At 73.2% G+C, this 26,452-nt stretch carries 20 protein-coding genes; 8 read left to right on the top strand and 12 right to left on the bottom strand.

Annotated elements, in window-relative coordinates; genetic code table 11:
* Nucleotides 1-55 precede the first annotated feature (55 nt).
* From ABT014_RS06690 to ABT014_RS06670, 5 genes are all read left to right on the top strand, one after another.
* Nucleotides 56-595 (top strand): Jag family protein, encoded by a 540-nt coding sequence (locus ABT014_RS06690; RefSeq protein WP_502894870.1) that lies wholly within the window; start codon nt 56-58, stop codon nt 593-595.
* Nucleotides 596-758: 163 nt separating this feature from the next.
* Complete coding sequence (gene rsmG, locus ABT014_RS06685) at nt 759-1,547, top strand: 16S rRNA (guanine(527)-N(7))-methyltransferase RsmG (protein WP_350637559.1); 789 nt, start codon at nt 759-761, stop codon at nt 1,545-1,547.
* Between the two features lie 219 nt (nt 1,548-1,766).
* Nucleotides 1,767-2,732 carry a ParA family protein gene (locus tag ABT014_RS06680; protein WP_350637789.1) on the top strand — a complete coding sequence of 322 codons (966 nt, stop codon included), beginning with the start codon at nt 1,767-1,769 and terminating at the stop codon, nt 2,730-2,732.
* Nucleotides 2,729-3,838, top strand: coding sequence for a ParB/RepB/Spo0J family partition protein (locus ABT014_RS06675; protein WP_350637558.1), 1,110 nt, complete (start codon nt 2,729-2,731; stop codon nt 3,836-3,838). The genes ABT014_RS06680 and ABT014_RS06675 overlap by 4 nt, the downstream gene beginning before the upstream one ends.
* A gap of 150 nt (nt 3,839-3,988) precedes the next feature.
* Nucleotides 3,989-4,603: a GNAT family N-acetyltransferase gene (locus tag ABT014_RS06670; RefSeq protein WP_350637557.1), complete on the top strand. Its 615-nt coding sequence runs from the start codon at nt 3,989-3,991 to the stop codon at nt 4,601-4,603.
* A gap of 122 nt (nt 4,604-4,725) precedes the next feature.
* Here the strand turns inward: ABT014_RS06670 and trxA are convergent, their stop codons facing one another.
* The 7 genes from trxA to ABT014_RS06635 form a co-directional block, all read right to left on the bottom strand.
* Nucleotides 4,726-5,058: a thioredoxin gene (gene trxA / locus ABT014_RS06665; RefSeq protein ID WP_350637556.1), complete on the bottom strand. Its 333-nt coding sequence runs from the start codon at nt 5,056-5,058 to the stop codon at nt 4,726-4,728.
* Nucleotides 5,059-5,270: 212 nt separating this feature from the next.
* Nucleotides 5,271-6,236: a thioredoxin-disulfide reductase gene (gene trxB / locus ABT014_RS06660; protein ID WP_350637555.1), complete on the bottom strand. Its 966-nt coding sequence runs from the start codon at nt 6,234-6,236 to the stop codon at nt 5,271-5,273.
* Nucleotides 6,237-6,424: 188 nt separating this feature from the next.
* The gene (locus tag ABT014_RS06655; protein WP_350637554.1) at nt 6,425-7,360 is read right to left on the bottom strand and encodes an anti-sigma factor family protein; all 936 of its coding nucleotides are present in this window, start codon (nt 7,358-7,360) and stop codon (nt 6,425-6,427) included.
* Nucleotides 7,357-8,103 (bottom strand): RNA polymerase sigma factor SigM, encoded by a 747-nt coding sequence (gene sigM, locus ABT014_RS06650; RefSeq protein ID WP_350637553.1) that lies wholly within the window; start codon nt 8,101-8,103, stop codon nt 7,357-7,359. The genes ABT014_RS06655 and sigM overlap by 4 nt, the downstream gene beginning before the upstream one ends.
* 23 nt (nt 8,104-8,126) lie before the next feature.
* Complete coding sequence (locus tag ABT014_RS06645) at nt 8,127-10,388, bottom strand: protein kinase family protein (RefSeq protein ID WP_350637552.1); 2,262 nt, start codon at nt 10,386-10,388, stop codon at nt 8,127-8,129.
* 268 nt (nt 10,389-10,656) lie between these two features.
* Nucleotides 10,657-13,170: a murein biosynthesis integral membrane protein MurJ gene (gene murJ / locus ABT014_RS06640; protein ID WP_350637551.1), complete on the bottom strand. Its 2,514-nt coding sequence runs from the start codon at nt 13,168-13,170 to the stop codon at nt 10,657-10,659.
* Nucleotides 13,171-13,217: 47 nt separating this feature from the next.
* Nucleotides 13,218-15,671 carry a DUF6049 family protein gene (locus tag ABT014_RS06635; protein ID WP_350637550.1) on the bottom strand — a complete coding sequence of 818 codons (2,454 nt, stop codon included), beginning with the start codon at nt 15,669-15,671 and terminating at the stop codon, nt 13,218-13,220.
* Nucleotides 15,672-16,041: 370 nt separating this feature from the next.
* Here ABT014_RS06635 and ABT014_RS06630 point away from each other — a divergent pair, with 370 nt between their 5' ends.
* Nucleotides 16,042-17,478 (top strand): CCA tRNA nucleotidyltransferase, encoded by a 1,437-nt coding sequence (locus ABT014_RS06630; RefSeq protein WP_350637788.1) that lies wholly within the window; start codon nt 16,042-16,044, stop codon nt 17,476-17,478.
* 9 nt (nt 17,479-17,487) lie between these two features.
* Here ABT014_RS06630 and ABT014_RS06625 read toward each other — a convergent pair whose 3' ends face one another.
* Nucleotides 17,488-18,291, bottom strand: a complete 804-nt coding sequence (locus ABT014_RS06625; RefSeq protein WP_350637549.1) for an LppU/SCO3897 family protein — start codon at nt 18,289-18,291, stop codon at nt 17,488-17,490.
* A 357-nt stretch (nt 18,292-18,648) separates the two neighbouring features.
* Here ABT014_RS06625 and ABT014_RS06620 point away from each other — a divergent pair, with 357 nt between their 5' ends.
* Nucleotides 18,649-19,365 carry a restriction endonuclease gene (locus ABT014_RS06620; RefSeq protein ID WP_350637548.1) on the top strand — a complete coding sequence of 239 codons (717 nt, stop codon included), beginning with the start codon at nt 18,649-18,651 and terminating at the stop codon, nt 19,363-19,365.
* Between the two features lie 16 nt (nt 19,366-19,381).
* Here the strand turns inward: ABT014_RS06620 and ABT014_RS06615 are convergent, their stop codons facing one another.
* From ABT014_RS06615 to ABT014_RS06600, 4 genes are all read right to left on the bottom strand, one after another.
* Nucleotides 19,382-19,684, bottom strand: coding sequence for an LppU/SCO3897 family protein (locus ABT014_RS06615; protein ID WP_350637547.1), 303 nt, complete (start codon nt 19,682-19,684; stop codon nt 19,382-19,384).
* A 317-nt stretch (nt 19,685-20,001) separates the two neighbouring features.
* Complete coding sequence (locus tag ABT014_RS06610) at nt 20,002-21,351, bottom strand: MFS transporter (RefSeq protein ID WP_350637546.1); 1,350 nt, start codon at nt 21,349-21,351, stop codon at nt 20,002-20,004.
* A gap of 168 nt (nt 21,352-21,519) precedes the next feature.
* Nucleotides 21,520-22,602: an inositol-3-phosphate synthase gene (locus tag ABT014_RS06605; RefSeq protein ID WP_350637545.1), complete on the bottom strand. Its 1,083-nt coding sequence runs from the start codon at nt 22,600-22,602 to the stop codon at nt 21,520-21,522.
* Nucleotides 22,603-22,748: 146 nt separating this feature from the next.
* A complete protein-coding gene (locus tag ABT014_RS06600; RefSeq protein WP_350637544.1) occupies nt 22,749-23,420 on the bottom strand; it encodes a PadR family transcriptional regulator in 672 nt (223 codons plus the stop codon).
* Between the two features lie 398 nt (nt 23,421-23,818).
* Between ABT014_RS06600 and ABT014_RS06595 the strand changes: the two genes are divergently transcribed.
* Nucleotides 23,819-26,431: a transglycosylase domain-containing protein gene (locus tag ABT014_RS06595; protein ID WP_350637543.1), complete on the top strand. Its 2,613-nt coding sequence runs from the start codon at nt 23,819-23,821 to the stop codon at nt 26,429-26,431.
* Nucleotides 26,432-26,452 lie beyond the last annotated feature (21 nt).

Below are 26,452 nucleotides of genomic sequence, written 5' to 3'. Positions count from 1 at the left end.
CCCAGATCTTCGTTCTCGGCCCCACCTGAGGGCCCATTCCTGAAGGAGTCCAGCAGTGACGGAAGGCACCATCTCCGCCGTCGGCACCGAGTCCGAGGCCGAGGCCGGCTCGGGCACCGAGGGCACCCTCGCCCGCCTGGAGCAGGAGGGTGACATCGCGGCCGACTACCTGGAGGGTCTGCTCGACATCGCCGACCTCGACGGGGACATCGACATGGACGTGGAGGGCGACCGCGCCCTGGTCTCCATCGTCGGTGAGGGCGCCGACCGGTCGCTGCAGCGCCTGGTCGGGCACGACGGCGAGGTGCTGGAAGCGCTGCAGGAGCTGACCCGGCTGGCGGTGCACCGGGAGACCGGTGAGCGCAGCCGGCTGATGCTGGACATCGCGGGCTTCCGGGCGCGCAAGCGGTCCGAGCTGGCCGCACTGGGCGCCGAGGCGGCGGAGCGGGTGCAGAGCTCGGGCGAGCAGGTCAAGCTCCGGCCGATGACCCCGTTCGAGCGCAAGGTGGTGCACGACGCGGTGGCGGCCGCCGGGCTGCGCAGCGAGTCGGAGGGCGAGGAGCCCGAGCGTTGCGTGGTCGTGCTGCCGCGCTGACGCCGGTGGCGGTCCGTCGATCGACCCCGTCCGCTTCGCGCGGGCGGGGTCGTTCCCGTTGTGGCCCGGTCCGGATCCGTCCGGCGGTCGGGTGGGGGCGGGATGTTTCACGTGAAACAGTGCTTGTACGGGTGGGTGGATTCCGGTGAGCGGAGAGGTCGAAATGGACAGGGACGGCGTGGCCGCCAAGGACGATGCGGCGGAGGCCGGTGCGGTGGCGGACCTCGCCCCGGCTCCGGCGGTGGCGGCGGAGATCTTCGGTGACCGCTTTCCGGTCGCCGAGCGGTACACCGAGCTGCTGGCCACGGCCGGGGTCCAGCGCGGGCTGATCGGGCCGCGCGAGGTGCCCCGGCTGTGGGACCGGCACGTGCTGAACTGCGCGGTGCTGGCCGAGCTGCTGCCCGCCGGCGCGACGCTGTGCGACGTCGGTTCGGGGGCCGGGCTGCCGGGGATCCCGGTGGCGATGGCGCGTCCGGACGTCTCGGTGACGCTGCTGGAGCCACTGCTGCGGCGTACCACCTTCCTGGAGGAGGTGGTACGGCTGCTGGGGTTGGAGAACGTGACGGTGGTGCGCGGCCGGGCCGAGGAGATGGTCGGGAAGCTGGCGGTGGACGTGGTGACCGCCCGGGCGGTGGCGCCGCTGGACCGGCTGGCCGGCTGGGGGATGCCGCTGCTGCGGCCGTACGGGCAGATGCTGGCGCTGAAGGGGGACACGGCGGAGCAGGAGCTGGAGGAGTCCCGCTCGGCGCTGACCAAGCTGGGGGCGGTCGGCTGGTCGGTGCTGGCGGTCGGTGAGGGCACGTTGGAGACCTCGACCCGGGTGGTCCGGGTGGAGGCGGGGGAGAGCCCCGGCGGGGTGAAGGCGGCGACCCGGCGGGCGAAGGCGGCCCGGGCCGGGCGCGGCGGCAGGCCCGCCGAGGGTGGCCGGGGCGGGGCGCGGCGCCGGCGCTGAGCCTGGTCAGGGCGGTGGAGGGCACTCGGGCGGTGCGGGTCTCGCCCGGGTGCCGGAGTGTCGGTCCGTCAGATTTCCGACAATACGGGCATCGTGTTTCACGTGAAACGTCGCTCCCTGCTTTCCGGAATCCTCGGCCGCAGCCGGGCGGTGACTGTTGCCGCTCCGGATTCACGTGAAACACTGACCCCCATGCAGGACTCGGAGACCATCGACCTCATCGATGACACCCCCATCGCGCGGGCTGCCCAGGCCGCCGTCCAGGCCGTCGGCCGGACCGGCGAAGGTCTGCCCAGGCCCGCCGCCACCCGGGTGATGGTGGTGGCCAACCAGAAGGGCGGGGTGGGCAAGACCACCACCACCGTCAACCTGGCCGCCTCGCTGGCCCTGCACGGGCTGCGGGTGCTGGTGATCGACCTCGATCCGCAGGGCAACGCCTCCACCGCGCTCGGGATCGACCACCACGCCGAGGTGCCGTCCATCTACGACGTGCTGGTCGAGGGCAAGCCGCTGGCCGACGTGGTGCAGCCGGTCGTGGACGTGGAGGGGCTGTTCTGCTGCCCGGCCACCATCGACCTGGCCGGAGCCGAGATCGAGCTGGTCTCGCTGGTCGCCCGGGAGAGCCGGCTGCAGCGCGCGATCGCCGCGTACGAGCAGCCGCTGGACTACATCCTGATCGACTGCCCGCCCTCGCTCGGCCTGCTCACGGTCAACGCACTGGTGGCCGGGCAGGAGGTGCTGATCCCGATCCAGTGCGAGTACTACGCGCTGGAGGGCCTGGGCCAGCTGCTGCGCAACGTGGAGCTGGTGCGGGCGCACCTCAACCCGGTGCTGCACGTGTCGACCATCCTGCTCACCATGTACGACGCCCGCACCCGGCTGGCCTCGCAGGTGGCCGAGGAGGTCCGGACGCACTTCGAGGCGGAGGTGCTGAGCACCGCCATCCCGCGCTCGGTGCGCATCTCGGAGGCCCCGAGCTACGGGCAGACGGTGCTGACCTACGATCCTGGTTCCACCGGTGCGCTGTCGTACCTGGAGGCCGCGCGGGAGCTGGCGATGCGCGGGGCGCCGGGTGCGGCGCAGGGTGGGCAGGCCCCCTTCCACGGGGTGGGCCAGCAGCGGAACGGGGCCGGCGAGCAGCCGGCACCGGTGGCACAGCAGAGCACGATGGAGGACAACCGGTGAGCACGCGCAGGGGCCTGGGTCGAGGGCTGGGGGCGCTGATCCCGGCCGCCTCGCCGGCCGTGGTGCCGGCGGGCGGAACGGCCGCGGCGCCGGAGACGGTCACGGTGGCACCGGCCCGGTCCGCCGGAGCGCCCGCGCCGGCCGCGACCGGCGGCCGGGGCACGGTGGCCGCCAAGGCGGCGGCGGAGAGCCTGCGGGAGCTGGCGGCGGATCCGCATCCGCGCAGCGTCCTGGAGGCGGAGCTCTCGCCGGTGGAGGGCGCCCGGTTCGCCGAGCTGCCGCTGGACGCGATCCGGGCCAACCCGCGCCAGCCCCGGGACAACTTCGACGAGGCCAAGCTCGCCGAGCTGGTCGTCTCGATCAAGGAAGTGGGCCTGCTCCAGCCGGTGGTGGTCCGCCAGGTCGGTGCGGACAGCTACGAGCTGATCATGGGCGAGCGGCGCTGGCGGGCCTCGCAGGAGGCCGGCCTGGAGCTGATCCCGGCGATCGTTCGGGCCACCGACGACGACCGGTTGCTGCTGGACGCGCTGCTGGAGAACCTGCACCGGGCGGAGCTGAACCCGCTGGAGGAGGCGGCCGCCTACGACCAGCTGCTGGGTGACTTCTCCTGCACGCACGACGAGCTGGCGGACCGGATCGGGCGTTCGCGCTCGCACGTCTCCAACACGCTGCGGCTGCTGAAGCTGCCGCCGAGCGTGCAGCTGCGGCTGGCGAGCGGGGTCCTGTCGGCCGGCCACGGGCGCGCGCTGCTGGGGCTGTCCGAGGTCGAGCAGCAGGAGAAGCTGGCCACCCGGATCAACCAGGAGGGCCTCTCGGTGCGGACCACCGAGGAGATCGTCCAGCTGATGAACCACCCGGACGAGCCCGCCGGCTCGTCCCGGGCGGCCGCCCCCAAGGCGGGGAAGCTGTTCTCGCCGGCCTTCAACGAGCTGGCGGGGCGGCTCTCGGACCGGTTCGACACCCGGGTCAAGGTCGAGGTGTCGCAGCGCAACGGGAAGCTCGGCAAGGGCAAGGTGGTGCTGGAGTTCGCCTCGGTGGAGGACCTCAACCGGATCCTGGACAGTCTGGCGCCGGGCGAGGACGGGCTGCGGCTGTCGCAGGGCTGAGCCGGGAGTGATCCGCGGGTCGTGGGTGCATGTTTCACGTGAAACGTGCACCCACTTCGTTTGGGTAGGAGTGCGGGGGAGGGGTTCGGTGCGGGCCGCCGCCGGGTCTGCCGGCCGTACGGTCCCGGGCCGAGGAGGAGGTGTGGGGGAGTGGGACGCAGGATCGCCGCGCTGACGCTGGACAACCTCCCGGACCTGCCGGCGGGCTGCCGGTCCTGCGTGTTCTGGGAGCTGGACCCGGTGACCGCGCGGGCCGCGGTGGAGGACGGCAAGGCCGAGCAGGAGAAGGAGGGCTGGATCTCCGCGGTGCTGCTGGAGTGGGGGTCCTGCGGCCGGGTGGCCTACGTCGACGAGGTGCCGGCCGGCTTCGTGCTGTACGCCCCGCCGGCGTACGTGCCGCGCTCGCAGTCCTTCCCGACCAGCCCGGTGGCGCCGGACGCCGTGCAGCTGATGGTGAGCCGGGTGCTGCCCGGCTTCCAGGGGCAGGGGCTGGGGCGGGTGCTGGTCCAGACGGTGGCCAAGGATCTGATCGGGCGGGGCTTCCGGGCGATCGAGGCGTTCGGGGCGCTGGGCCGGGAGGTGCCGAGCTGCGTGCTGCCGGCGGAGCACCTGCTGGCGGTCGGCTTCAAGACGGTCCGGCCGCACCACCGGTACCCGCGGCTGCGGCTGGAGGCGCGCACCACGCTGTCCTGGAAGGGCGATGTGGAGGGAGCCCTGGAGCGGCTGCTCGGCGGCCGCAAGGAGCCGGCGCTGCGGCCGTTCTGAGGCCGCCTCCGGGAAGGCCGTCCCGAGCTGTCCGCGCGAACGCCGGAGGCGGGCCCCCGATCTTTCGGGGGCCCGCCTCCGGGGCCTCGCTCCAGCGACCCGGGCGGTGCCGGGCGGCTGGGTCAGCGCGGCAGGTAGTCCGCGAGCTCGCGCAGCAGCGCGGCCTTCGGGCGGGCGCCGGTGATGGTCTTCACCAGCTCGCCGTTCTGGTAGATGTTCAGGGTCGGGATGGAGATCACGTTGTAGCGGGCCGCGGTCTCCTGATTGGCGTCGACGTCGAGCTTGGCGATGGTGAGCGACTCGCCGTGCTCGTCCGCGATCTCCTCCAGGATCGGGGCGACCTGGCGGCACGGGCCGCACCAGGTGGCCCAGAAGTCGACCAGGACGGGCTTGTCGCTCTTGAGGACGTCGGCGTCGAAGGTCGCGTCGGTCACGGTGATGGTGGCGCCGGCCACGGGAACTCCTAAGGGTCACGTACGGGTGGTGCCCGACCGTGTGTGGGACGGCCCGGCACCTTCGAGAGGGACAACAACGGCGGGGGCCGTTCTGTTTCTCGGGTGAGGGGGCTTGGTGCTGCGGTGCTGCCGGGCCATGGTGTCACGGCCCGCGGCGGCCGGTGGAGCGGGCTGCTCCACCCGGGGCGGGCGGAGCAGCCTGAGCGTTCGGATCAGACCGCGACGGCGGCGGCCTGGGCCTCCAGGTCGGCGAGCGACGCGAGGTAGCGCTCGGCGTCCAGGGCGGCGGCGCAGCCGGTGCCGGCGGCGGTGATGGCCTGGCGGTAGGTGTGGTCGACCACGTCACCGGCGGCGAACACGCCGGGGATGTTGGTCCGGGTGGAGGGGGCCTCGACCTTGAGGTAGCCCTCGGCGTCCAGGTCGAGCTGGCCGGTGAAGAGGTCGGTGCGCGGGTCGTGGCCGATCGCGATGAACAGGCCGGTGACGGGCAGCTCGCGGGTCTCGCCGGTGGTGGTGTCGCGCAGGGTCAGGCCGGAGAGCTTCGGGTCGCCGTGGATCTCCTCGACGGCGCTGTCCCAGGCGAAGCTGATCTTCGGGTCGGCGAAGGCCCGCTCCTGCATCGCCTTCGAGGCACGCAGGCTGTCGCGGCGGTGGACCACGGTGACGCTGCGGGCGAACCGGGAGAGGAAGGTCGCCTCCTCCAGGGCGGTGTCCCCGCCGCCGACCACGGCGATGTCCTGGTCGCGGAAGAAGAAGCCGTCACAGGTGGCGCACCAGGAGACGCCGCGCCCGGAGAGCGCGTCCTCGCGGGGCAGGCCGAGCTTGCGGTGCTGGGAGCCGGTGGCGACGATGACGGCGCGGGCGCGGTGCACGGTGCCCTCGGAGTCGGTGACGGTCTTGATGTCACCGGTGAGGTCGACCGCGACGATGTCGTCGGGGACCAGCTCGGCGCCGAACCGTTCGGCCTGGGCCCGCATGCCGTCCATCAGCTCGGGGCCCATGATGCCGTCCCGGAAGCCGGGGAAGTTCTCCACCTCGGTGGTGTTCATCAGGGCACCGCCGGCCGTCACAGCACCCTCGAAGACGAGGGGGTTGAGAGAGGCACGGGCGGTGTAGAGCGCAGCGGTGTACCCGGAGGGACCGGAACCGATGATGATCACATTACGGACGTCGCTCACTGCATCTCCTGGTTCGCATCGCGACCCGCGCATCTGCGGGGAGGGCGGTCCTGCTCCGCCGCCCGGGACAACGACTGACCAGTCTCCCGCATTCCCAGGCCCTGTTGTACCCGGTGCCCGCACTCCGGGCGTGCCCGGCTCCGGGGGCCGAGCTTCCGGAGGCCGGGAGCGGTGTTCTCCTTGGCTGGTCAGGGCGCCGGGACGGTGCGGTGCAGCAGGACGGTGGCGCCGGGGCAGTCCGGGGTGACCAGGTAGACATCCATCAGGTCGGTGCGGCCGGGCGCCGGGTAGACCAGGGCGGTGACCGGGTCGGTGCCGTACCGGCCGGGGGCGGCGGCCAGCGGCGGCTGCCCGGGGTGGCCGGCGGCCTCGCCGACGCAGGCGGGTGGCGTGGCCGGGGGTTGCGGGGTGCCGGCGGTGCCCGGTCCGCCGTCGCCGGGCTGGAGCTGGGCCGAGGGGTGGCCCTCCGCGGATGCGGGGGAGCCGGTCTGCCGGGTGAGCAGTTCGCGGACCTGGTCGGCCAGTTGGTCCTCGCGGTACTCGGTCGAGCCGCTGCCGGCGGCCCGGGGGGAGCGGTCTCCGGGGGCGACGGCGGCACTGCGGCCGGGGGCGGAGCCCGCGGCGGTGCCGGCCCCGCCGGCGTCCTGCCAGGGCTGGGTGAGCAGCCAGGAGCCGAGCGAGAGCACCGCGGCGAGGGCGGCGGTGCCGAGCAGGACCCGGCCGCGGCGGCGGCGCGGCCGCCCGGGGCCGGCGCCCGCGGGCGCGGTGGTGCCGCCGGGTCCGGTGCGGCCGGGCGCAGCCGGCTGTCCGGGCCGGGAGGGCGGCCCGGAGCGGGACGGGGTCGGTACGGGGGAGCCGGTGGCCGCCGCCTCGGCCAGGGCCGCGTCGATCCGGGCGGCGACGTCGGCCGGCATCGGCTCCGGCTCGCCGTCGCCGAGCAGCGCGGAGACCTCCGCCAGCGCCGCGTAGGTGTCGGCGCACTCGGGGCAGCCGGCGAGGTGCCGGCGCAGTTCGTTCGCCCGGGCGGGGTCGAGCAGGTCCTCGGCGAGGTCGGCGAGCAGTTCGATGTCGGGGTGGTCGGCCGGGGCCCGATCGGGGTGCGGGGAAGGGGTGTGCGGCGTCATCGCTTGCTCACGTCTCCTTCCAGGGGGGTGGCCGGGTGTGCCGGGCCCGGTGGTGGGACGGCGGAGCGGGCCGATGGGTTCCCGGTCGCCGTTTCACGTGAAACATCGCCGGGCCGGCGGGCGGCGCGGGCCGCCGCGGGATCGGGCCCGGGCGGGTCGGCGGCCTCCGGGGCGGGGGCCGCGCGCAGGTGGCGCACCAGCGGGAGCAGTTTGGCCCGACCCCGGGCGCACCGGCTCTTCACCGTGCCCACCGGCACGTCCAGCACCTGGGCGGCCTCGGCCACCGAGTAGCCCTCCATGTCGACCAGGACCAGGGCGGCCCGCTGGTCGGCGGGCAGGGTGGCGAGTGCCCCGGTCACCTCGCGGCGCAGCTCGGCCCGGACGGCGGCCGCCTCGGCGCCCTCGGTGGCGCCGACGACCCGGTCCAGCCGGTCCTGGTCGCCGTCCAGCGGGGTGGTGCGCCGGGTGGCGGTGCGCCGGGCGCGGTCGAGGCAGGCGTTGACGACGATCCGGTGCAGCCAGGTCGTGACGGCCGAGCGGCCCTGGAAGGTGTGGGCGGCCCGGAAGGCGGACACCAGGGCGTCCTGGAGGGCGTCGGCGGCCTCCTCGCGGTCGCCGAGGGTGCGCACGGCGACGGCCCACAGCCGGTCGCGGTGGCGGCGCACCAGGACGCCGAAGGCCGCCGGGTCGCCGGCGGCGTGCCGGGCGAGCAGCTCGGCGTCGGTGGGTTCCTCCGCTGCCATCTTCGCCCCCTCTCCGGTACCGCTCAGCCGTTCACCTTGATCTCGGCGACCTTGCCGCGGAACTGGTCCCCATCGTTGGGGATGCCGGTGAGCCAGATCAAGAGGTAGCGGGTGGTGATCGGCTTCGGGGGCGTGAGCTTGACCTGGCTGCCGGAGCCGCTCGCCACGGCGTTGCCGAAGGCCCGGTAGCCGGCGTCGTCCGCGCCGGGCGCGGTGGTCAGCCCGCCCGGGGCGGCCTTCAGCTCGACCTTGTGGTCGCCGACGAAGGTGAGGTCGACCGAGGAGACCTGCTGGGCGCTGCCGAGGTCGACCAGGATGCCGGTGCCCTTGCGGTAGCCGTCCTCGGAGAACTGGTCGTTGTAGCCCTGGGTGGTCCAGAAGGTGCTGGGGTTGTCGTCGCGGGCGTTCGGCAGCTGCGAGCTGTGCTCGTCCTTCTCCTGGCCGAAGGCGTTGAAGGGGCTGAGCCCGGCGATGGTCACCTTGGTGGCGGCCGGGGCGGAGGAGGTGCCGGAGGGGCTCTGGTCGGCCGGGGCGGGCTGGCCGGCGCTGTGCGTGGTCGGCTTGTGGAGGTGCTCGACCAGCTGCCAGGAGCCGAGGCCGATGGCGGCCAGCGCGAGCAGCGAGGCGGTCCACCGGGCGGCGGTGCGCAGCCCGCGGCGGCGCGGCGCGGGGGCGCCGGGCCGGGGAAGGTCGCGGGGCGGGTCGGCGACGGGGTGGTGCGGGCGCGGGGCGCCGCCGCCGGCCGGGCGGCCGGCCGGGTAGCGCGGCGGGGTGAAGACCGGCGGCGCGGGCGGCTCGGGCTGGCGGATCTTGGGCAGCAGGGCGAGCGCCTTGGCCAGCTGCTCGGGGGTGGTCAGCGGTTCCTGGTGGTGCGGCAGGTGCTCGCCCAGCGCCCGGGCGGCGAGCTCCGAGAGGCCCTTGTGGACGCCGGCCTTGACCTGGTCGGGCGGCACGCAGCCGAGGCTCTTGGGCATGCCCTGTAGGTCGTAGCGGTCCTCGGGGTAGGGCCAGCGGTGGGTCAGCGCCGCGTACAGGAGGGCGCCGATCGCCTTGGTGTCGCACAGCGCGGCGTCGTCGGTGGACAGGCCGCGGATGGCGGCGTCCACGGCGATGCCGTTGATCCGGTACTGGCCGGTCTCGGTGCGCAGCACGCAGGTCGGGGTGAGCCGCAGGTGGGCCTGGCCGCGGCGGTGCGCGGCGGCGATCGCGTCGGTGACCTGGCGGACCATCTGGTAGGCCTCGTACGGCTCCATGGGGCCGCCGGCGAGCAGCCGGGCGAGGTCGGAGGCGTCCGGGAGCCACTCCCGGATGACGTAGACCAGGTCGCCCTCCTGCACCGCGTCCAGGACCTGCACGAAGCGCGGGTCGCCGAGCAGCGCGGCGGAGCGGGCGGCGGTCAGCACGGCCTTGGCACGCTGGTGCCCGGCGGCCAGCAGGTGGACGCCGACGGCGCGGCGGAGCGTCTCGTCGACCGCGCGCCAGCTGCTGAAGACCTCGGTGTGGGTGGTGCACTCCTCCAACCGGTACCGGTCGGCGATCTTGTCGCCGCTGCGCAGCAGCGGGGCGACGAGGGTGGTGGGGAGGGTGCCGGTGTCGGCGTCCAGGGTCTCGGTGCTGGTCGTGCGCGCGCTGGTGGGGCGGCGGGGGGCAGCAGCCCGGGCGGCCTTGGCCAGCCGGGCGGCGCCGTCGGCCAGCTCGGCGGCGATCTCGGCGGTCGACAGCGGGGCGGTGCTCTCGCCGGGCTGTTCCGGGTCCTCGGGCTCCGGCGCCGCTGCCCGGTCGCCTTCGTCGGCGCTCTCGTCGTCGGCGCCCTTGGCGGGGCTCTCGGCGGTGCCCTCGGTGGGGCTCTCGGCGGTGGCGGAGGTGGCGCCGTCGGCAGGTTCCCCGGCGGGCTTCGCGGACACTTCCTCGGGCGCTTCCGCGGCCTCGACGGGGCCTTCCGGGGCGGGGCCGTCCTCGGCGGAGGACGAGACGGGGGCCGCGGGCCGGGTCGCGTCGTCGGCCGCGTCGCCGGTCGCGCTGCCGGTCGCGGCGGCCCGCGGCCCGGGCTTGGCGGCGCCGGACTTGGGGGCGCCGGCGGCCTTGCCGGTGCGGGTGTTCCGTGCGGCCTTCTTGCCGGCACTGCCGGCCTTGCCGGCCGCGGGCTTGGCAGGAGCTGCGGGCTCGTGCGTCGGGCGGTCGGCCGAGCGTGCCGGCGTTTCTGCGGGGAGCTCCCCGAGTGCCGTGGCGAGCGCAGCCGCGTCCGTCACGGACGTGTCGACAACCGCCTTGGTGCCATCAGCCACCGTGGTCCTGCCTCCCCTTGTATCGCCCCGGTACCGAGAAGTCGGGCTCCTGCCCGCCCCTGCTGGGGGTGCGCGGGTGCCAGGGTCAATTGTGCCCACTCCCGGCCCCCTGGTACGACCGCTGGGGAGGCCGACTGGTTGCGTATTCGTGCACAGCGAGGGGGGATTCAGCTGGGACGGGGCCGGATTCGGTGAAGATCACCGAATCCGGCCCCGGGTAGGCCACCTGAGGGAGCAGGAGATCGAGGGTGCTCCGGTTGACGGAAGGTCAACGCCCCAGTCGGCGGCGGACCATTCCGACCATCGCGTTGAGCTCCTCGATCCGCATCCGCCGGGCCAGCAGGAGGAACGCGCCGAGCTGCAGCGAGCCCGCGACCAGCAGGGTCAGCACGCTGCCGAGCCAGCCGTCGACCACCGTGCCGAGCAGCAGCTCGACGGCCAGACCGACCGCGGCGGCGGGCAGCGAGGCGATGCCGAGCCGGACGTAGGTCTTGCCGATCCGCGCGGTGTCCAGCCCGCCGACCCGCGCCTTCAGCTTGGGCACCGCCACGGCGACGCCCACGGCGTACGAGACGCCGTACCCGAAGGCCATCCCGGTGACCGCCCACCGGTCGGGCAGCACCAGGAAGAAGAAGACCGCCGTCCCGGCCTGGCAGAGCGCGACCCAGACAGTGTTGGAGAACGGGGTCCGGGTGTCCTCGTAGGCGTAGAAGCCGCGCAGCAGCACGTACTGCACGGAGTACGGGATCAGGCCGAGCGCGAAGGCGGAGAGCATGAAGCCGACCGCGGTGGTGCCGTGCGCGACCGCGCCGCCGTTGCCGAGCCCGTAGATGGCGCTGCCGATCACCGGACCGAGCGAGAGGAACAGGAAGGCGGCGGGCACGATCGCCACCGCCGAGGTGCGCAGCCCGTACGAGAGGTCGTCACGGACCGCGCCCTGGTCGTGGTCGGCGGCCGAGCGGGAGAGGCGGGGCAGCACGGCGCTCATCACCGAGACGGTGACCACGGCCATCGGGAGCTGCCAGATCAGCAGGGCGTTGGAGTACGCGGCGAGGCCGACGCCCAGGTAGCCGTGGTCCTCGGCGTTGCTGCCGGCGGCGGTGGCGAGCTGGGTGACGACCAGGTAGCCGGCCTGGTTGGCGAGGACGAAAAGGAACGTCCACTTGGCCAGCCGGGCGGCCTTGCCGAGGCCGTGGCCGCGCCAGTCGAAGCGCGGCCTGAAGCGGAAGCCGGACGCCCGCAGGTACGGGATCATCGCCAGCGCCTGGACGGTGAGGCCCAGCAGGGTGCCGATGCCGAGCAGCCGGATCCCCTCGGGGGAGGCGGTGGCCGGGGTGACCTCGCTGTGCTGGAAGGTGCCGAACACCACGATGTACATCGCGAAGGTGAAGATCACCACGATGTTGTTGAGCACCGGGGTCCACATCATCGCGCCGAACCGGCCGCGGGCGTTGAGGATCTGGCCCATCACCACGTGGACGCCCATGAAGAAGATGGTCGGCAGGCAGTACCGGGCGAGCGCCACGGTGGTGTCGGCGCTGCCCGGATCGCGCATCAGCGAGTGCGAGATCAGCTGCACCAGCACCGGCGCGGCCAGCACCGCGACGAACACCACCCCGGCCAGGCCGGTCATCACCAGGGTGAGCAGGCGGTTGGCGTAGGCGGTGCCGCCGTCGTCGTCGTGCTTCATGCTGCGCACCAGCTGCGGCACGAAGACCGCGTTGAGCGCGCCGCCGCCGATCAGGATGTAGAGCAGCGTGGGCAGCGTGTTGGCCGCGTTGTACGAGTCGCCCATGGTGCCGACGCCGATCGCGGCGGCGATCACCATCGTGCGCAGGAAGCCGGTGCCCCGCGAGACCAGGGTGCCGGCGGCCATCACCGCGCTGGAGCCGAGCAGACCGGCCACCCGGCCGGCCGCGGGCTGCTCCCCGGTGGTCGCGGGCGGCCGCTCGCCGGCCTCCGTCCCGGCGGCGGGGGCCGGCCCGGTCCGGGCCTTCGAACCGGCGACCGGGCCGGCCGCCGCCTCGGTCTCGGCCCGTGCCTCGGCGGCCAGCGCCGCGACGGTCGCCTCGCGCACCGCCGCGTCGGCCTGCAGGAGGGCCTCCTCCTCGGACAGCGGCGGGTCGAACTCGATCGGCGGGACGTACTGCTCGCGGGGCTGCTCGGGCTCCTCGGTGGCCTCGGCGGCGCCGGACGGATCGGGCTCCTCGGGCTGCTCAGGCTCGCCCGGCTCCTCGGGCTCCGCCGGAGACTGTGCCTCGGACGGATCGGGCTCGCCGGGCTGCGGCTTCGGCTGCTCCCGGCCGTCGTCGGCGGGTCCGGGGGCCGGGGCGCCGCCGCCGGAGGCGGGCCCGCCACCCAGCAGGGCGTCCACCCCGACGAACTCGGGACCGTCGGGGCGCCCGCTCTCCCAGGGCGAGCCGCGCCGGGCGGGTGCCCCGACCGGGGCCGGCTCCGGGGTCGGGACGGCGGCCGGACCTGCCCAGCGGGTGGCCGGCGCGGTCAGCTGCGGCTCGGGCACGGCGGAGGGCTCGGCCTCCGCGACATCGGCGGGGCGGACGGTCTGCTGCGGGAGCGCGGCCGCGGCCTCGGCGGCCGCCGCGGCGTACGGATCGGTCCCGGTGCCGCCCTCGTACGCCTCGGCCGCGAACGGGTCACGGGCGAAGGTGTCGGCGACGTACCAGTCGGTTGCGGACTCGGTCGACCCGGTGGGCCCGGCACCACGGCCGTTCGGCCCGCCACTGCCCTGGCTCTCTGCTCGCTCCTCGCGCGGCCCGGTCATGCCACCTCAATTCGCTGCTGGGGGCGGGCACCCGGTGCGGGGCGCCGTCAGTGACCCACCTTCTCATCACCGGTGACCCGATCAGCGTCATCAGCGGCCGACTCCGGCTCCGCGTCGGAACCGCCGTCCCCGCCCGTCCCCGCGGCCTGCGGCACCCCGTCGACGGCGGGCTCCCCGGCGGCGTCCCCGGCGGTCTGCCCGCCGGTCTCCCCGGCACCCTGCGCCCCGGCCTCCCGACCGGTGTCGGCGTCCGGGCCCGCCCCGGGACCGTCCTGCGGCTCCGGCGCCTCCTCGCCGCCGTCGGCGGCCCGCTTCTTGCGCTGGAGGTAGAACCGCACCCCGGCCAGCACTATCAGCACCACGCCGCCGCCGATGACGTACAGCACGCCGTTGGTCACCGAGGTCACCTGGACCATGAAGGTCACCGGGGCGCCGTAGCGCTGCGGGTTGGGACCGGTGGTCCACAGCTGGGCGGTCATCTGCACCGAGCCGTTGACCTGGGCCTCGGCGGCGAACCGGTAGGTGCGGCTGGTGGTGCCGTCCAGCACCACCGGCTTCGGGGTCTGCTCGACGTTGACCCGGTTCAGCTGGGTCGAGGTGAGGCGCAGCTCCAGGTTGCCGACCGCCTGGTTGAGGTCGTTCTTCACGCTGATCAGCAGCGTCGCGTTGTCACCCGGCAGGGTGATCTCGCTCTTCGCCGGTACCCGGACCGCCGAGGTCAGGTTGTCCAGGTAGTGCTGGACCCCCTCCCGGTAGGCGGTGCCCGGCTTGGCCTGCTCCCGCCACTCGGTCGACATCGAGCGGACCATCGCCGCGCTGAACGGGCTGCGCACCCGCTGCGGCTGGGTCAGGATCAGCATCAGCTGGTCCAGGCCGTTCTGCACCGCCATCGTGCGGCCGAGCGCGCTGGACGACAGCTCGGAGGCGGCCACCTCCTGCGGATAGCCCTCCGCGACGGTCGTACCGGCCTCCGGGTCGGCCTTGGCGGCAGCCACCGTGTGCAGCGTCGCCGGGCTGATCCAGTCGCCCTGCTGGGCCTTCTGCACCGCCTCGGCCAGCGCGCCCGCCGTCGCCGCGTCCAGGTTGCGCGGCGGCAGCACCAGCAGCCCGCGCGGCAGCTCCGGCATCTGCTGGTTGATGAGCAGGGTCTCCACCAGGAACCGCTGCACGGCGGCGGTCCTCGCCTCCGGGGTGCCCAGCGGCTGCTCGAACAGCGACGACAGCGTGTGGTCGGCGACCACGGCGGTCTGCCCGTCCCCGATCGGCCGGGCCGCGCCCGGGGTGTACGCGAGCGAGTCGGACTCCGGCATCGACGCGCCGTCGACCAGCACCAGCTGGCCGCCCACCGTCCGCGCGGTGGCGGCCGTCCGCCGGTCGAGGCGGCCCTGGTAGGGCCAGGCCACGTCCGACTTCACGTCCACCGACAGCCGGCCCTCGGCGGTCAGCCGGCCCGCGGTGGCCGCCTTGCGCAGCGCGTTCTCCATGCCCGGCAGGTCGGCGCCGTTGTGCGCGATCGAGGCCAGGTCCGGGTCGGCGTACGGCAGCGAGACCACCTCGTGCCCCGCCGTGGACACCGCCGTGCGCAGCTGGGCCAGCCAGGCCAGCGCCGCGTCCCGGCCGCCACCCGCCACGGTGTTGTCGTCCCGGGCGGACTCGCCACCGGTGTCCGGCTTCTGCACCCGGTACGGCCGGGTCATCGCGTACACGGTGTCCAGCAGGTCGGGGTCGATCATCCAGGTCAGGTTCTGCAGCTTGGCGCCGGTCGACACCAGCTCGTACAGCCGCCCGCCCGGGGCCAGCTCGGTGGCCAGGCTGTCGTCCCGCAGCACCGGGGTCTGGTCGTTGTCGGGCATGGTCTGGGCGACCAGCTCCGGGGCGTGGGTGATCGGCCAGACCACCGCCAGCTGGGTCTTCTTCTGGGTCGGCTCGACGTTGTAGGGGAGGAAGGTGCGGGCGATCCCGAGCACCCGCTCCTTGGCACCGCCGGAGGTGCCCCAGATGTCCACCGCGAGCTCGTAGACACCGCTGCGCCCGAGGTCCAGCTCCGCGGTGCCGACCGGGATGCTGAAGTCGTGCCACTGGCCCGGTTCGAGGTCGCCGACCGGGGCCTCCAGGTTCGGCACGTCCGAGCCGTCGGTGCCGGTCGGGGTCGAGCGCTGGGAGATCAGCGCGACCTCGTTGCGGGTGCCCAGCGGCTTCTTGCCGGAGAGCGGCGCCCGCACCCCGACGTGGGCCGACTTGATCGCGGTGCGGCTCGAGTTGAGGACCTTCCCGGTGATCGTCACGGTGCCGTTCTCACCGGCGATGGCCGGGGACACCGTGCTGATCGTCATCACCGCGGGGTAGTCCGCGGCCTCCGGAGCGGCGGCGGCCGGTACGGCGGCGGAGGCCAGCAGCACCGCGCCGGCCGCCAGCAGACCGCCCAGCCGCCGGACCGCCCGGCGCGCTCGGGCCGTCCGCCGGACCGCGGCCGGGGCCGACCCCACGCTTCGCTCGTCCACGCGCTTCGCCCTCGCCGTCGTCGATACCGATCAGTCAACCGTCAGCCGCCACCCGGACCCGCCCACCGAGGGCGCCGCGGCGGCACCTCGCGGTGCCGGGGCAGCCCTGATCGACCGGTTCGCGGCGGTCCGTCCCGCCTGTCCCCTCCGGCATGGTAACGACGCTGCCCGGGCCGCAGTGTTGCGGGCCGGACGCTGCGCCCGTCCGACACCCCCGGCAGGGCCGGGAACACCGGGCGGGCCCGCCACCCCGGCGGGGCCGGTGCGGATATCGCGGGCGCCCCGGATGCCGGGGCACGTACCCTTGTGAGCCGTGTCCACTGCCAACGCGTCCAGCGCCAATCATTCCAGCTCCGAGACCGTCGCCGCCCTGCCGGGCCTCAGCGAGGCGCAGACCCGCGGTCTGCAGGAGCTGCTGCGGGTCTCCCCGGTCGCCGACGAGATCGCCGGCCGCTTCCAGTCTGCCGGGTTCCGGCTCGCACTGGTCGGGGGCTCGGTACGGGACGCCCTGCTGGGCCGCCTCGGCAACGACCTCGACTTCACCACCGACGCCCGCCCCGAGCAGGTCCTCAAGCTGGTCAAGGGCTGGGCCGACGCGGTCTGGGACGTCGGCATCGCGTTCGGCACCGTGGGCGCCCGCAAGGACACCGCGGACGGCAGCTTCCTGATCGAGATCACCACCTACCGAAGCGAGGCGTACGACCGCACCTCGCGCAAGCCCGAGGTCACCTACGGCGACACCATCGAGCAGGACCTGGTGCGGCGCGACTTCACCGTCAACGCGATGGCCGTCGACCTGCCCGGCCGCGGCTTCGTCGACCCGCACCACGGGCTGGACGACCTGGAGGCCCGGGTGCTGCGCACCCCCGCCACCCCCGAGGAGTCCTTCTCCGACGACCCGCTGCGGATGATGCGGGCCGCCCGCTTCGCCGCCCAGCTGGACTTCGACCCCGCCCCCGAGGTGGTCGCCGCGATGACCGCGATGGCCGACCGGATCGCCATCGTCTCCGCCGAGCGGGTCCAGGCCGAGCTGAACAAGCTGCTGCTCGGCGCCCACCCGGTCAAGGGCCTGCGGCTGCTGGTCGACACCGGCCTCGCCGACCACGTGCTGCCCGAGCTGCCGGCCCTGCGCCTGGAGCGGGACGAGCACCACCGGCACAAGGACGTCTACGAGCACTCGCTGACCGTCCTGGAGCAGGCCATCGCGCTGGAGCAGGACGGCCCCGACCTGGTGCTGCGGCTGGCCGCGCTGCTGCACGACATCGGCAAGCCGCGCACCCGGCGCTTCGAGTCGGACGGCCGGGTCTCCTTCCACCACCACGAGGTGGTCGGCGCCAAGATGACCCGCAAGCGGATGCGCGACCTGAAGTACTCGAAGGACCTGGTCGAGGAGGTCTCCCGGCTGGTCGAGCTGCACCTGCGCTTCCACGGCTACGGCGGCGGCGAGTGGACGGACTCGGCGGTGCGCCGGTACGTCACCGACGCCGGCCCGCTGCTGGAGCGGCTGCACAAGCTGACCCGCTCGGACTGCACCACCCGCAACCGCAAGAAGGCGGCGGCGCTGGCGCGCACCTACGACTCGCTGGAGGAGCGGATCACCGCCCTCAAGGAGCAGGAGGAGCTGGACTCCATCCGCCCCGCGCTGGACGGCAACCAGATCATGGAGCTGCTCGGCCTGCGGCCCGGTCCGGAGGTCGGCCGGGCGTACAAGCACCTGCTGGAGCTGCGGCTGGAGCACGGCCCGATGGACCACGAGGCGGCGGTGGCCGCCCTCCGGGAGTGGTGGGCGGCCACCGGCGAGCAGTGAGGCCGACGCTCAGCTGCTGAGCGGCGCCGTGCCGGTGGACGGCGCCGGGCCGCCGAGCTTCACCAGGCAGAGCACGTACCGGGTGGAGCGGTACTCCTTGTAGTACACGGCCGTGGTGCCGGGGTAGATGTCGCAGGCCTGCGGGTCGGTGGTGTCGCTGATCTTCCCCAGCAGCCGGTAGTCGGCGTCCGGGTCGCCGCAGTCGACCACGGTCACGTCGGGGGCGGCGCGGGTGCCGGAGTTGTGCAGGCAGTCGCCGGTGTCCGCGAAGTCGGCGTCACGTCCGGCCATGAAGGCGATCGCGCCGACGACCAGCAGCGGCACCAGGAAGCCGAGGACGGCGATCCGCCGGTACAGCGGCTTGCCCGGGTCCATCGGCCGGCCGGGTGCGCCCGGGACGGGCGGTGCCAGCCGGCTGATCTTCCAGCGCTGCGGGAGGTTCACCAGCATGGTGAGCGGGTTGATCACGAAGGAGGCGATGCCCCACCAGCCTTCGACGAGGCTCTTCGCGGTCATGTTGCGGTGCGCCGCGATGCCGCAGGTCCGGCAGAACGGGCCGGTGAGCTTGAGGAACCGCATCACCACGAGGATCCCCTGGTGGCCGCGGATGCTGGCGGGCACGGCCGGCACCGAGCCGCAGAAGCGGCAGAACGGGCCCGGGTGGAACTGCTGGTCGGCGGGGAGGGCCTGGGCCTCGGGGCGGCCGAGGAAGGGGCCGGGCAGCTGCTGGCCGGGGACGGCCGCCGGTGGGGCGCCGTAGACGATCGGCGGTGCGGGCGCGTCCGAGGTGGGCGCGGCGGGCGAGGTGGGCACGGTGGGCGCGGCAGGAGCGGGCGGCGTCTGCGGCGGGAGCGGCGGCGTGGGTGTCGGCGTGGGTGTCGGCGGCGTGGTCAAGACTTGGTCCCCCGGGATGAGTGTCATGTGGAAGCAAAGCCCGGACGCTATCGGTTTTGTCATGCAATGAGATAGTCCGTCAGATAGATGGTCATCCAACCGTTATGGCGTGCTTTGAGATGACGGTGGGACAGGTGTGCTCGGAGGGGAAGGTGCCGCTTTAGCTCTTCCACTCGATCGTGTGTTCCCGGCCGGTACGGCCGCCCGGTGGGCCGCGGTGGCGTTCGCTGTGCTCCGAAGGCGGAGGGTCCGTCCTTCGGAGAGCGAGGTCGTGAGATGTCTGTCGACGCCGTACTGCTGGAGTCCCCGACGATGCGATCGACGGTCGCCGACCGGGTCGAGGTGCTCGACCGGGTCAAGGCCCTCGAACTGCTGCCGGACGAGGTCCACGTCACCACCGAGGGGGTGGCCGCGTACTTCGGGGTGACGGAACAGGCGATCTACTCGCTGGTCCACGACCACCGGGCCGAGCTCACCTCGAACGGGTACGTGGTGGCGACCGGCGTCCGACTGAATTCCTTGAAGGAAGTCTGTCGGATCCAGTCCCGCGCGCGGTCGCTGGCGCTGTTCACCCGCCGCACCGTGCTGAACGTCGCGATGCTCCTGCGGGACAGCGAAACCGCACGTCAGGTGCGGTGCTACCTGCTCGATGCCGAGCAGCGGGCGCGGTCGGCGAAGGTCCCGGAGGGGCCGGAGGAGGCTGTGGACAACCGTCCCGGGCCGCCCGAAGGCAGTGTGGACGCCGCTGTCGCCAGGGTCGCCGAGCAGGTGGTCCGCGCGGTGCTGGCGGCCACCGTGGTCCCGGTGCTGAACGCCCTCGTGGACGAGGTGGGCGGCAACAGCCGGCGGCTCGACGCGGTCACCGACCGGGTGGACCGGCTGGAGCGGATCGTGCTGGACGACGACGAGCGGGCCGTCGCCAGGCGCCGCCGGCGGTTGCTGAGCGCGCTGGACGAGGGGGTGCCCGACAGCCCGGACGGTCTCACCGCTTGACGGTGCGGCCCGACGGTCAGGCCCGCTCCGCCGGGGCACCGGTACCGGCGAGCGGGCCCAGGCACAGGACGTACGCCCGCTTGTGCCAGCGTCGTCCGGTTGAGCCGCGGTACTGGGCGGTGGTGCCCGGGACGCCGCTGCACCGCGCGATGTCCGTGCTGGCGTCGAAGCGGGCCAGCACGCGGTGGTCGGCGTTCGGGTCGGTGCAGGCGACCTTGTCCAGGTCGGTGCGTCCGACGATGCGCACGCAGTCGCCGGCCGCAGGTCTGGCCGGGCCGCCGTCGACCGCCAGGAAGCCGACCAGCAGGAGGAGGAGCACGACGAACCCGGCCCCGACCGCCCGCAGCGGCAGCCACGCGGTCCGCCGGGGCGGCGGCGCCGCGACCGGTGGCGGGAAGGGCCGCGGTGAAGGCGGGAACGGCGCGATCGGTAACGGCGGGGCCGGCGGCACCGGGTGCCCCGGCGGCCCGTACCCGGGGTACCCGTAGCCCTGCTGCGGTACCGGCGCTACCGGCGGGACGGGCGGCCCCGCCGGCGGCGGTCCGTACGGGGGCGGGTGGTACGGGCCGGGCGGCGGCGTGCTCATCAGATGTTCCCCGGGGCAACTACGGTGACAACGCGGTGCGTTGACGTACTTTATCGGCCCACGGGGGCGTCGGCCCGTTCGGCGGGGCGGGCCGGTGCGCGGCGGGCCGCGCGGGCGTAGCCCACGGCGCCGAGCGCGTACACCACGGCGACGCCGACCACCACCGGCGCGGAGCGGCCGTCCAGCGGCAGGACCAGGGCGGTCACCCCGGCCGCGGCCACGAAGGAGAGGTTGAACAGGACGTCGTAGATGGCGAACACCCGGCCCCGGAACTCGTCCTCCACCGACTCCTGGACCAGCGTGTCGGCGCAGATCTTGGTGCCCTGGGTGACCACGCCCAGCAGCAGTGCGGCCACCATCGCGGGGCCCTCGGAGAACAGCAGGCCGAGCGCCGGCACGAAGACCGCGGCCGCGCCGAGACAGGTCGTCATCCAGCCCGCCAGTCCGAGCCGGCGTGTGCACCAGGGGCTGATCACCGCGGCGAGGAAGAAGCCGACGGCGGAGAAGGCCACCGCCCGGCCGAGGCTGGCGAGGCCGCCGGCGCTGTCCTCGGCGTGGTTGAAGGTGTAGCGGGAGAGCATCAGCACGGCCACGATCAGCACGCCGTAGCAGAACCTGGCCACCGTGACGGCGCCCAGGGCGTGCACCGCCGGGCGGCAGTCCCGGACCAGGTGGCGGACCCCGTCCAGCAGCCCCTTCCCGGCGGTGGCCAGCGCGCGCCGGAGCGGGGGCCGGTCCGGGTGCTGGGTCGGTCCGAGCAGGTCCGGCGGGATCCGTTGGGCGGCCAGGGCGGCGCTCAGGTAGAGGAGTGCGGCCAGGGTGACCAGGACGGCGTCGGCCTGCCGGCCGGGTGCGAGGACCTGGTGGACCGCGAAGCCGACGCCGCCGCCGGCCGCGGCGGCCACCGTGCCCAGGGTGGGGGAGACCGCGTTGGCGGTGACCAGCTCACCGGAGCCGACCACCCGGGGGAGCGCGGCGGACAGTCCGGCCAGGATGAACCGGTTGAGCGCGGTGACCAGCAGGGCGGCCGCGAAGAACAGCCACTCGGGAGCCCCGCCCAGCAGCAGGGCGGCGGTCACCAGGCCGAGGCCGAAGCGGGCCAGGTTGCCGAGCTGGAGCACCCGCCGGCGCCGCCAGCGGTCGAGCATCACGCCGGCGAACGGGCCGATCACGGAGAACGGCAGCAGCATCACGGCCAGCACCGCCGCGATGTCGGACGGCGAGGCCTGGCGCTCGGGCGAGAAGATCACGTACGCGGCGAGCGAGACCTGGAAGACCCCGTCGGAGAGTTGGGAGAGCAGCCGGACGCCCAGCAGGCGCCGGAAGTCACGGCCGCGCAGCAGCCTGCCGAGCGAGGTCTGCTGCGCGTCCTGCGGGTTGCCGTGCTCCGTGATCGACACCCGCCCAGGGTGCCATGACGGCGGCCCATGTTTCACGTGAAACATGGGCCGGGAACGCCGCAGGGGGCCCCGGTGCAGGACCGGGACCCCCTGGCGTCACGGAGCGTCAGACGGGATCGGCGCACAGCTCTCGCCGGGCGCGACCCGCGACACCGCGCGGGCGGCGGTTCAGCGCTCGACCTCGCCGCGGATGAACTTCTCGACGTTCTCCTTGGCCTCGTCGTCGAAGTACTGGACCGGCGGCGACTTCATGAAGTACGAGGACGCGGAGAGGATCGGGCCGCCGATGCCGCGGTCCTTGGCGATCTTCGCGGCGCGCACGGCGTCGATGATGACACCGGCCGAGTTCGGGGAGTCCCAGACCTCGAGCTTGTACTCCAGGTTCAGCGGGACGTCGCCGAACGCGCGGCCCTCGAGGCGGACGTACGCCCACTTGCGGTCGTCGAGCCACGCGACGTAGTCGGACGGGCCGATGTGGACGTTCTTGGCGCCCAGCTCGCGGTCACGGATCTGCGAGGTGACGGCCTGCGTCTTGGAGATCTTCTTGGACTCCAGGCGCTCGCGCTCGAGCATGTTCTTGAAGTCCATGTTGCCGCCGACGTTCAGCTGCATGGTGCGCTCGAGGATGACACCGCGGTCCTCGAAGAGCTTCGCCATCACGCGGTGCGTGATGGTCGCGCCGACCTGCGACTTGATGTCGTCACCGACGATCGGCACGCCGGCCTCGGTGAACTTGTCCGCCCACTCCTTGGTGCCGGCGATGAACACCGGGAGGGCGTTCACGAAGCCGACCTTGGCGTCGATGGCGCACTGGGCGTAGAACTTGGCGGCGGCCTCGGAGCCCACCGGCAGGTAGCAGACCAGGACGTCGACCTGGCGGTCCTTGAGGATCTGGACGACGTCGACCGGGGCCTCGTCGGACTCCTCGATGGTCTCCCGGTAGTACTTGCCCAGGCCGTCGAGGGTGTGGCCACGCTGGACGGTGACGCCGGTCGGCGGCACGTCGCAGATCTTGATGGTGTTGTTCTCGCTGCTGCCGATGGCGTCCGCCAGGTCGAAGCCGACCTTCTTGGCGTCCACGTCGAACGCGGCGACGAACTCCACGTCCTTGACGTGGTAGTCGCCGAACTGCACGTGCATCAGCCCGGGGACCTTGCCGGCCGGGTCGGCGTCCTTGTAGTACTCGACACCCTGCACCAGCGAGGCGGCGCAGTTGCCCACGCCGACGATGGCTACGCGAACCGAACCCATTCCGGTTGCTCCCTGAGATCTCATGAGATCCGCCGTGGTTCAGCGGTTCTCGTTCAACATCTGTATGACTGTCTTACTTGTCAGACGGGCGCACGAGGCGCCCTCACCTACCGCCGGCGCCGGGCGCGGGCGGTGCAGCGTTCCACTCAGGAACGCCCCGGGCGGTCGTGCGGTGGCCTCGGCGGGTCCGAGGACCCGGCCTCCTGGCCACGGCCGTCCGAAGTCTGTGCGGTACCCGGCGGCGTTCCGCCGCGTACCGTGCGGTTGGCCCGCTCGGTCTCGATCAGCTCGTTGAGCCACCGGACCTCGCGCTCCACGGATTCGAGACCGTGCCGCTGGAGCTCCAGCGTGTAGTCGTCGAACCGCTCGCGGGTGCGGGCGATCGAGCTGCGCATCCGCTCCAGCCGCTCCTCCAGCCGGCTGCGGCGGCCCTCCAGCACCCGCATCCGGACGGCCTTGTCGGTCCGGCCGAAGAAGGCGAAGTGCACACCGAAGTGCTCGTCCTCCCAGGCGTCCGGTCCGGACTCGGCGAGCAGCTCCTCGAAGCGCTCCTTGCCCTCGGGGGAGAGCCGGTAGACGATCTTCGACCGCTTGCCGTTGAGCGCGGTGGCGGGGACGTACTCGGAGTCCGGGTTGTCCTCGACCAGGAAGCCCTGGGCCACCAGGTTCTTCAGGCAGGGGTAGAGCGTGCCGTAGGAGAAGGCGCGGAACGAACCGAGCAGGACGTTGAGCCGCTTGCGCAGCTCGTAGCCGTGCATCGGAGCGTCGTGCAGCAGTCCGAGGACGGCGAATTCCAGCACGCCGGAGCGCCTGCTCAACGCTGCCCGCCTCCTTCCCCCGCAGTCGTGGCGGCCGACGTACGGGTGGCTTATGCCGTCCCGATGTATCGGCTCGATATATCGAGAACAGTAAACCTGGGTCACGGAACGAGCAAGGGGGGCACGCGTGAACGTGATCACAAGAGCCCCGGAGTGCCGGGGCGGCGCAGGTCAAGTGCATCGGAGAGGGTCTGGGCAACGGGCATGTAATGATCTGCCGTCGTTTTGCGGCTAATGGCAGTTGATGCCCGATTAGTACGGAATCAGGGGTGCGTACGCTGTCGCGTGTGCACGAGGACCGCCCCCCAGGAACCATCGGCTCCCGGGGCCGGGCGGCGTCGGGCACCGGAGAACCCTGCCTTCAGGTCCGCAGGGCCTGACCGAGGAGTTGCTGAGAGATGAGCGAACACCGGCGGAGGTCGTCCAACCCGGGCGACGGGGAGCAGCCCGCGGGCGGTGGGTCGGACGGCGAGCGCCCGTACGCCTTCGGCAGCCCGGTCGAGGGCGCGCCCCGCTACGGGCGCGGCGGCCGACCGGCCGGCGGGCCCGACGAGCTGCGCTCCGAGGGGATCCGGCGCGGCGCCCGGGAGACCGCTCAGCAGCCCCGGCTGACCCGTGCGGAGATGCGCAAGCAGGCGCAGAAGAAGGGTGGTGGCCGGGGCGGCGAGTCCGGGCCGCCCGGACGCGCGGACCGGTCGGGGGGCAAGCCCGGCAAGAAACGGTTCATCGACTACCCGCGGTTCGGCAAGTCCGGGTTCCGCCGCTGGCTGCCCTCGTGGAAGCTGGTGCTGTCGCTCTTCCTGATCTTCTTCGGCGGCACCGTCGGCGCGGTCGGGGTCGCGTACCAGATGACGCCGATCCCCAAGCTCAACGAGCTGGTGCACGATCAGAACAACATCTACTACTGGGCCGACGGCTCGGAGATGACCCGCAAGGGCACCACCAACCGTCAGATCGTCGAGCTGTCGGACATCAGCCGGCCCGCCCAGGACGCGGTGATCGCGGCCGAGAACGAGTCCTTCCGCGGCGACAGCGGTATCGACCCCAAGGGCATCGCCCGCGCCGTCTACAACATGGCGACCGGCGGTGAGACCCAGGGCGGGTCGACGATCACGCAGCAGTACGTGAAGAACGCCTACCTGAGTCAGGACCAGACCCTGACCCGCAAGGTCAAGGAACTCTTCATCACGCTGAAGATCAACGGCCAGCTCTCGAAGGACGACATCCTTACCGGCTACCTGAACACCAGCTGGTACGGCCGCGGCGCCACCGGGATCCAGGCCGCCGCCCAGGCGTACTACGGGGTGAACGCCAAGGACGTCAACGTCTGCCAGGCCGCGATGCTGGCCGGTCTGCTCAAGGGCGCGGCGGTCTACGACCCGACGCTCAGCGACGGCAACCACAAGAACATGCAGGAGCGCTGGACCTGGATCCTGTCCCGCATGGTGGCCACCGGGAAGATCAACCAGGCCGACAGCGACAAGTGCGGCAAGGAGTTCCCGCCGCCGATCGAGCGCAAGGCGCCGGCCAACATGAACGGCGAGGTCTACTACCTGGTCGACACCGCCAACAAGTACCTGGCCAGCAAGGACCCCTCGATCACCCAGCAGAAGATCGACCAGGGCGGCTACCAGATCTACACCACCTTCGAGAAGGACAAGGTGGAGCAGCTGAAGAAGGCCGTCGACGACGTGCAGGCCGACTCGCTGAAGCCGGACAAGCGCGAGGCGGACAAGTTCGTCCAGGTCGGCGCCGCCTCGGTGCGGCCGGGCGACGGGGCGATCGTGGCGCTGTACGGCGGCCCGGGCATCGAGAACGGGCACTACTCGAACAACGCGGACTCCACCGGTATCCCGGTCGGCTCGACCTTCAAGCCGTTCGTGCTGGCCACCGCGATGCAGACCGGCGTGCTCACCGAGACCGACGACCAGGGCAAGCCGAAGCGGATAAACGCGGCGTCCAAGTACCTGGCCGACGACAACTCGGAGATCCACAAGTCCGACGGCTCGCCCGCCATCGGCGACGACGGCAAGCCCTACCACCAGCGCAACGACAGCCGGAACAACCCGGGCTACGTCTCGCTGAAGACGGCCATGCAGTACTCGTACAACGTGCCGTTCGTCCAGCTCGGCCAGGACGTCGGCGGCAAGGCCGTCGAGGACATGGCGCTCAAGCTGGGCCTGCGCAAGGAGAGCCTGGTCGCCAACTCCACGCTGACCTACCCGCTGGGCACCTCGACGCCGAGCTCGATCCGGATGGCCACCGCCTACTCGGTGTTCGCCGCCCGCGGCCAGCAGGCCGACCCGTACTCGGTGAGCAAGCTGACGTACAACGGCGCGGCCGTCCCGGCCTTCACCAAGCCCCAGCTCAAGACGGTGCTGGACCAGGCGGTCGCGGACAACGTCACCGACGTGCTGGAGAACGTGGCCAAGGCCGGTACCGGTACCAAGACCAACGCGCTGGGCCGCCCGGTGGCGGGCAAGACCGGTACCACCGACGCCGGCACCTCGGCCTGGTGGGTGGGGTACACCCCGCAGCTGACCACCGCGGTCGGCATGTGGCGCGAGGAGCCGGGCACGTCGAAGCTGCTGTCGCTGAACGGCACCGCCGGCCACGAGTCCGTGCACGGTGGTGACTTCCCGACCGACATCTTCACCCGGTACATGAAGGCGGCCCTCAACGGCCAGCCCAAGATGGACTTCCCGACCCCCGAGCCGATCGGCGAGGAGGTCGACTCCTCCGGCGCGCCGGCCTCGCCGTCCGCCTCGGCCTCCGCCTCCGAGAGCGCGAGCGCGCCGGCGTCCACCGACCCGCAGCCGGGGCCGTCGACCTCCTCCTCGGCGCCCTCCTCGCCGAGCGCGAGCGCGACCGACACCGAGAAGCCCTGCTTCCTCGGCCCGCTGTGCCCCTCGCCCAGCGGGACCAGGCCGACCGGGAAGCCGACCGGCACCAAGTCGCCGAGCGGTACGGCCTCGCCGAGCGGGAGCGCCAGCGGGGTGCCGGTGCCTTAGCGCCCCGGACCCCGAAGCGGC

Origin of the sequence: Kitasatospora sp. NPDC094015 (assembly GCF_040304075.1) — a bacterium.
Classification (GTDB): Bacteria; Actinomycetota; Actinomycetes; order Streptomycetales; family Streptomycetaceae; genus Kitasatospora.
Note: the sequence above shows the minus strand (reverse complement) of the source record. Positions and strands in the feature narration are given on the sequence as shown.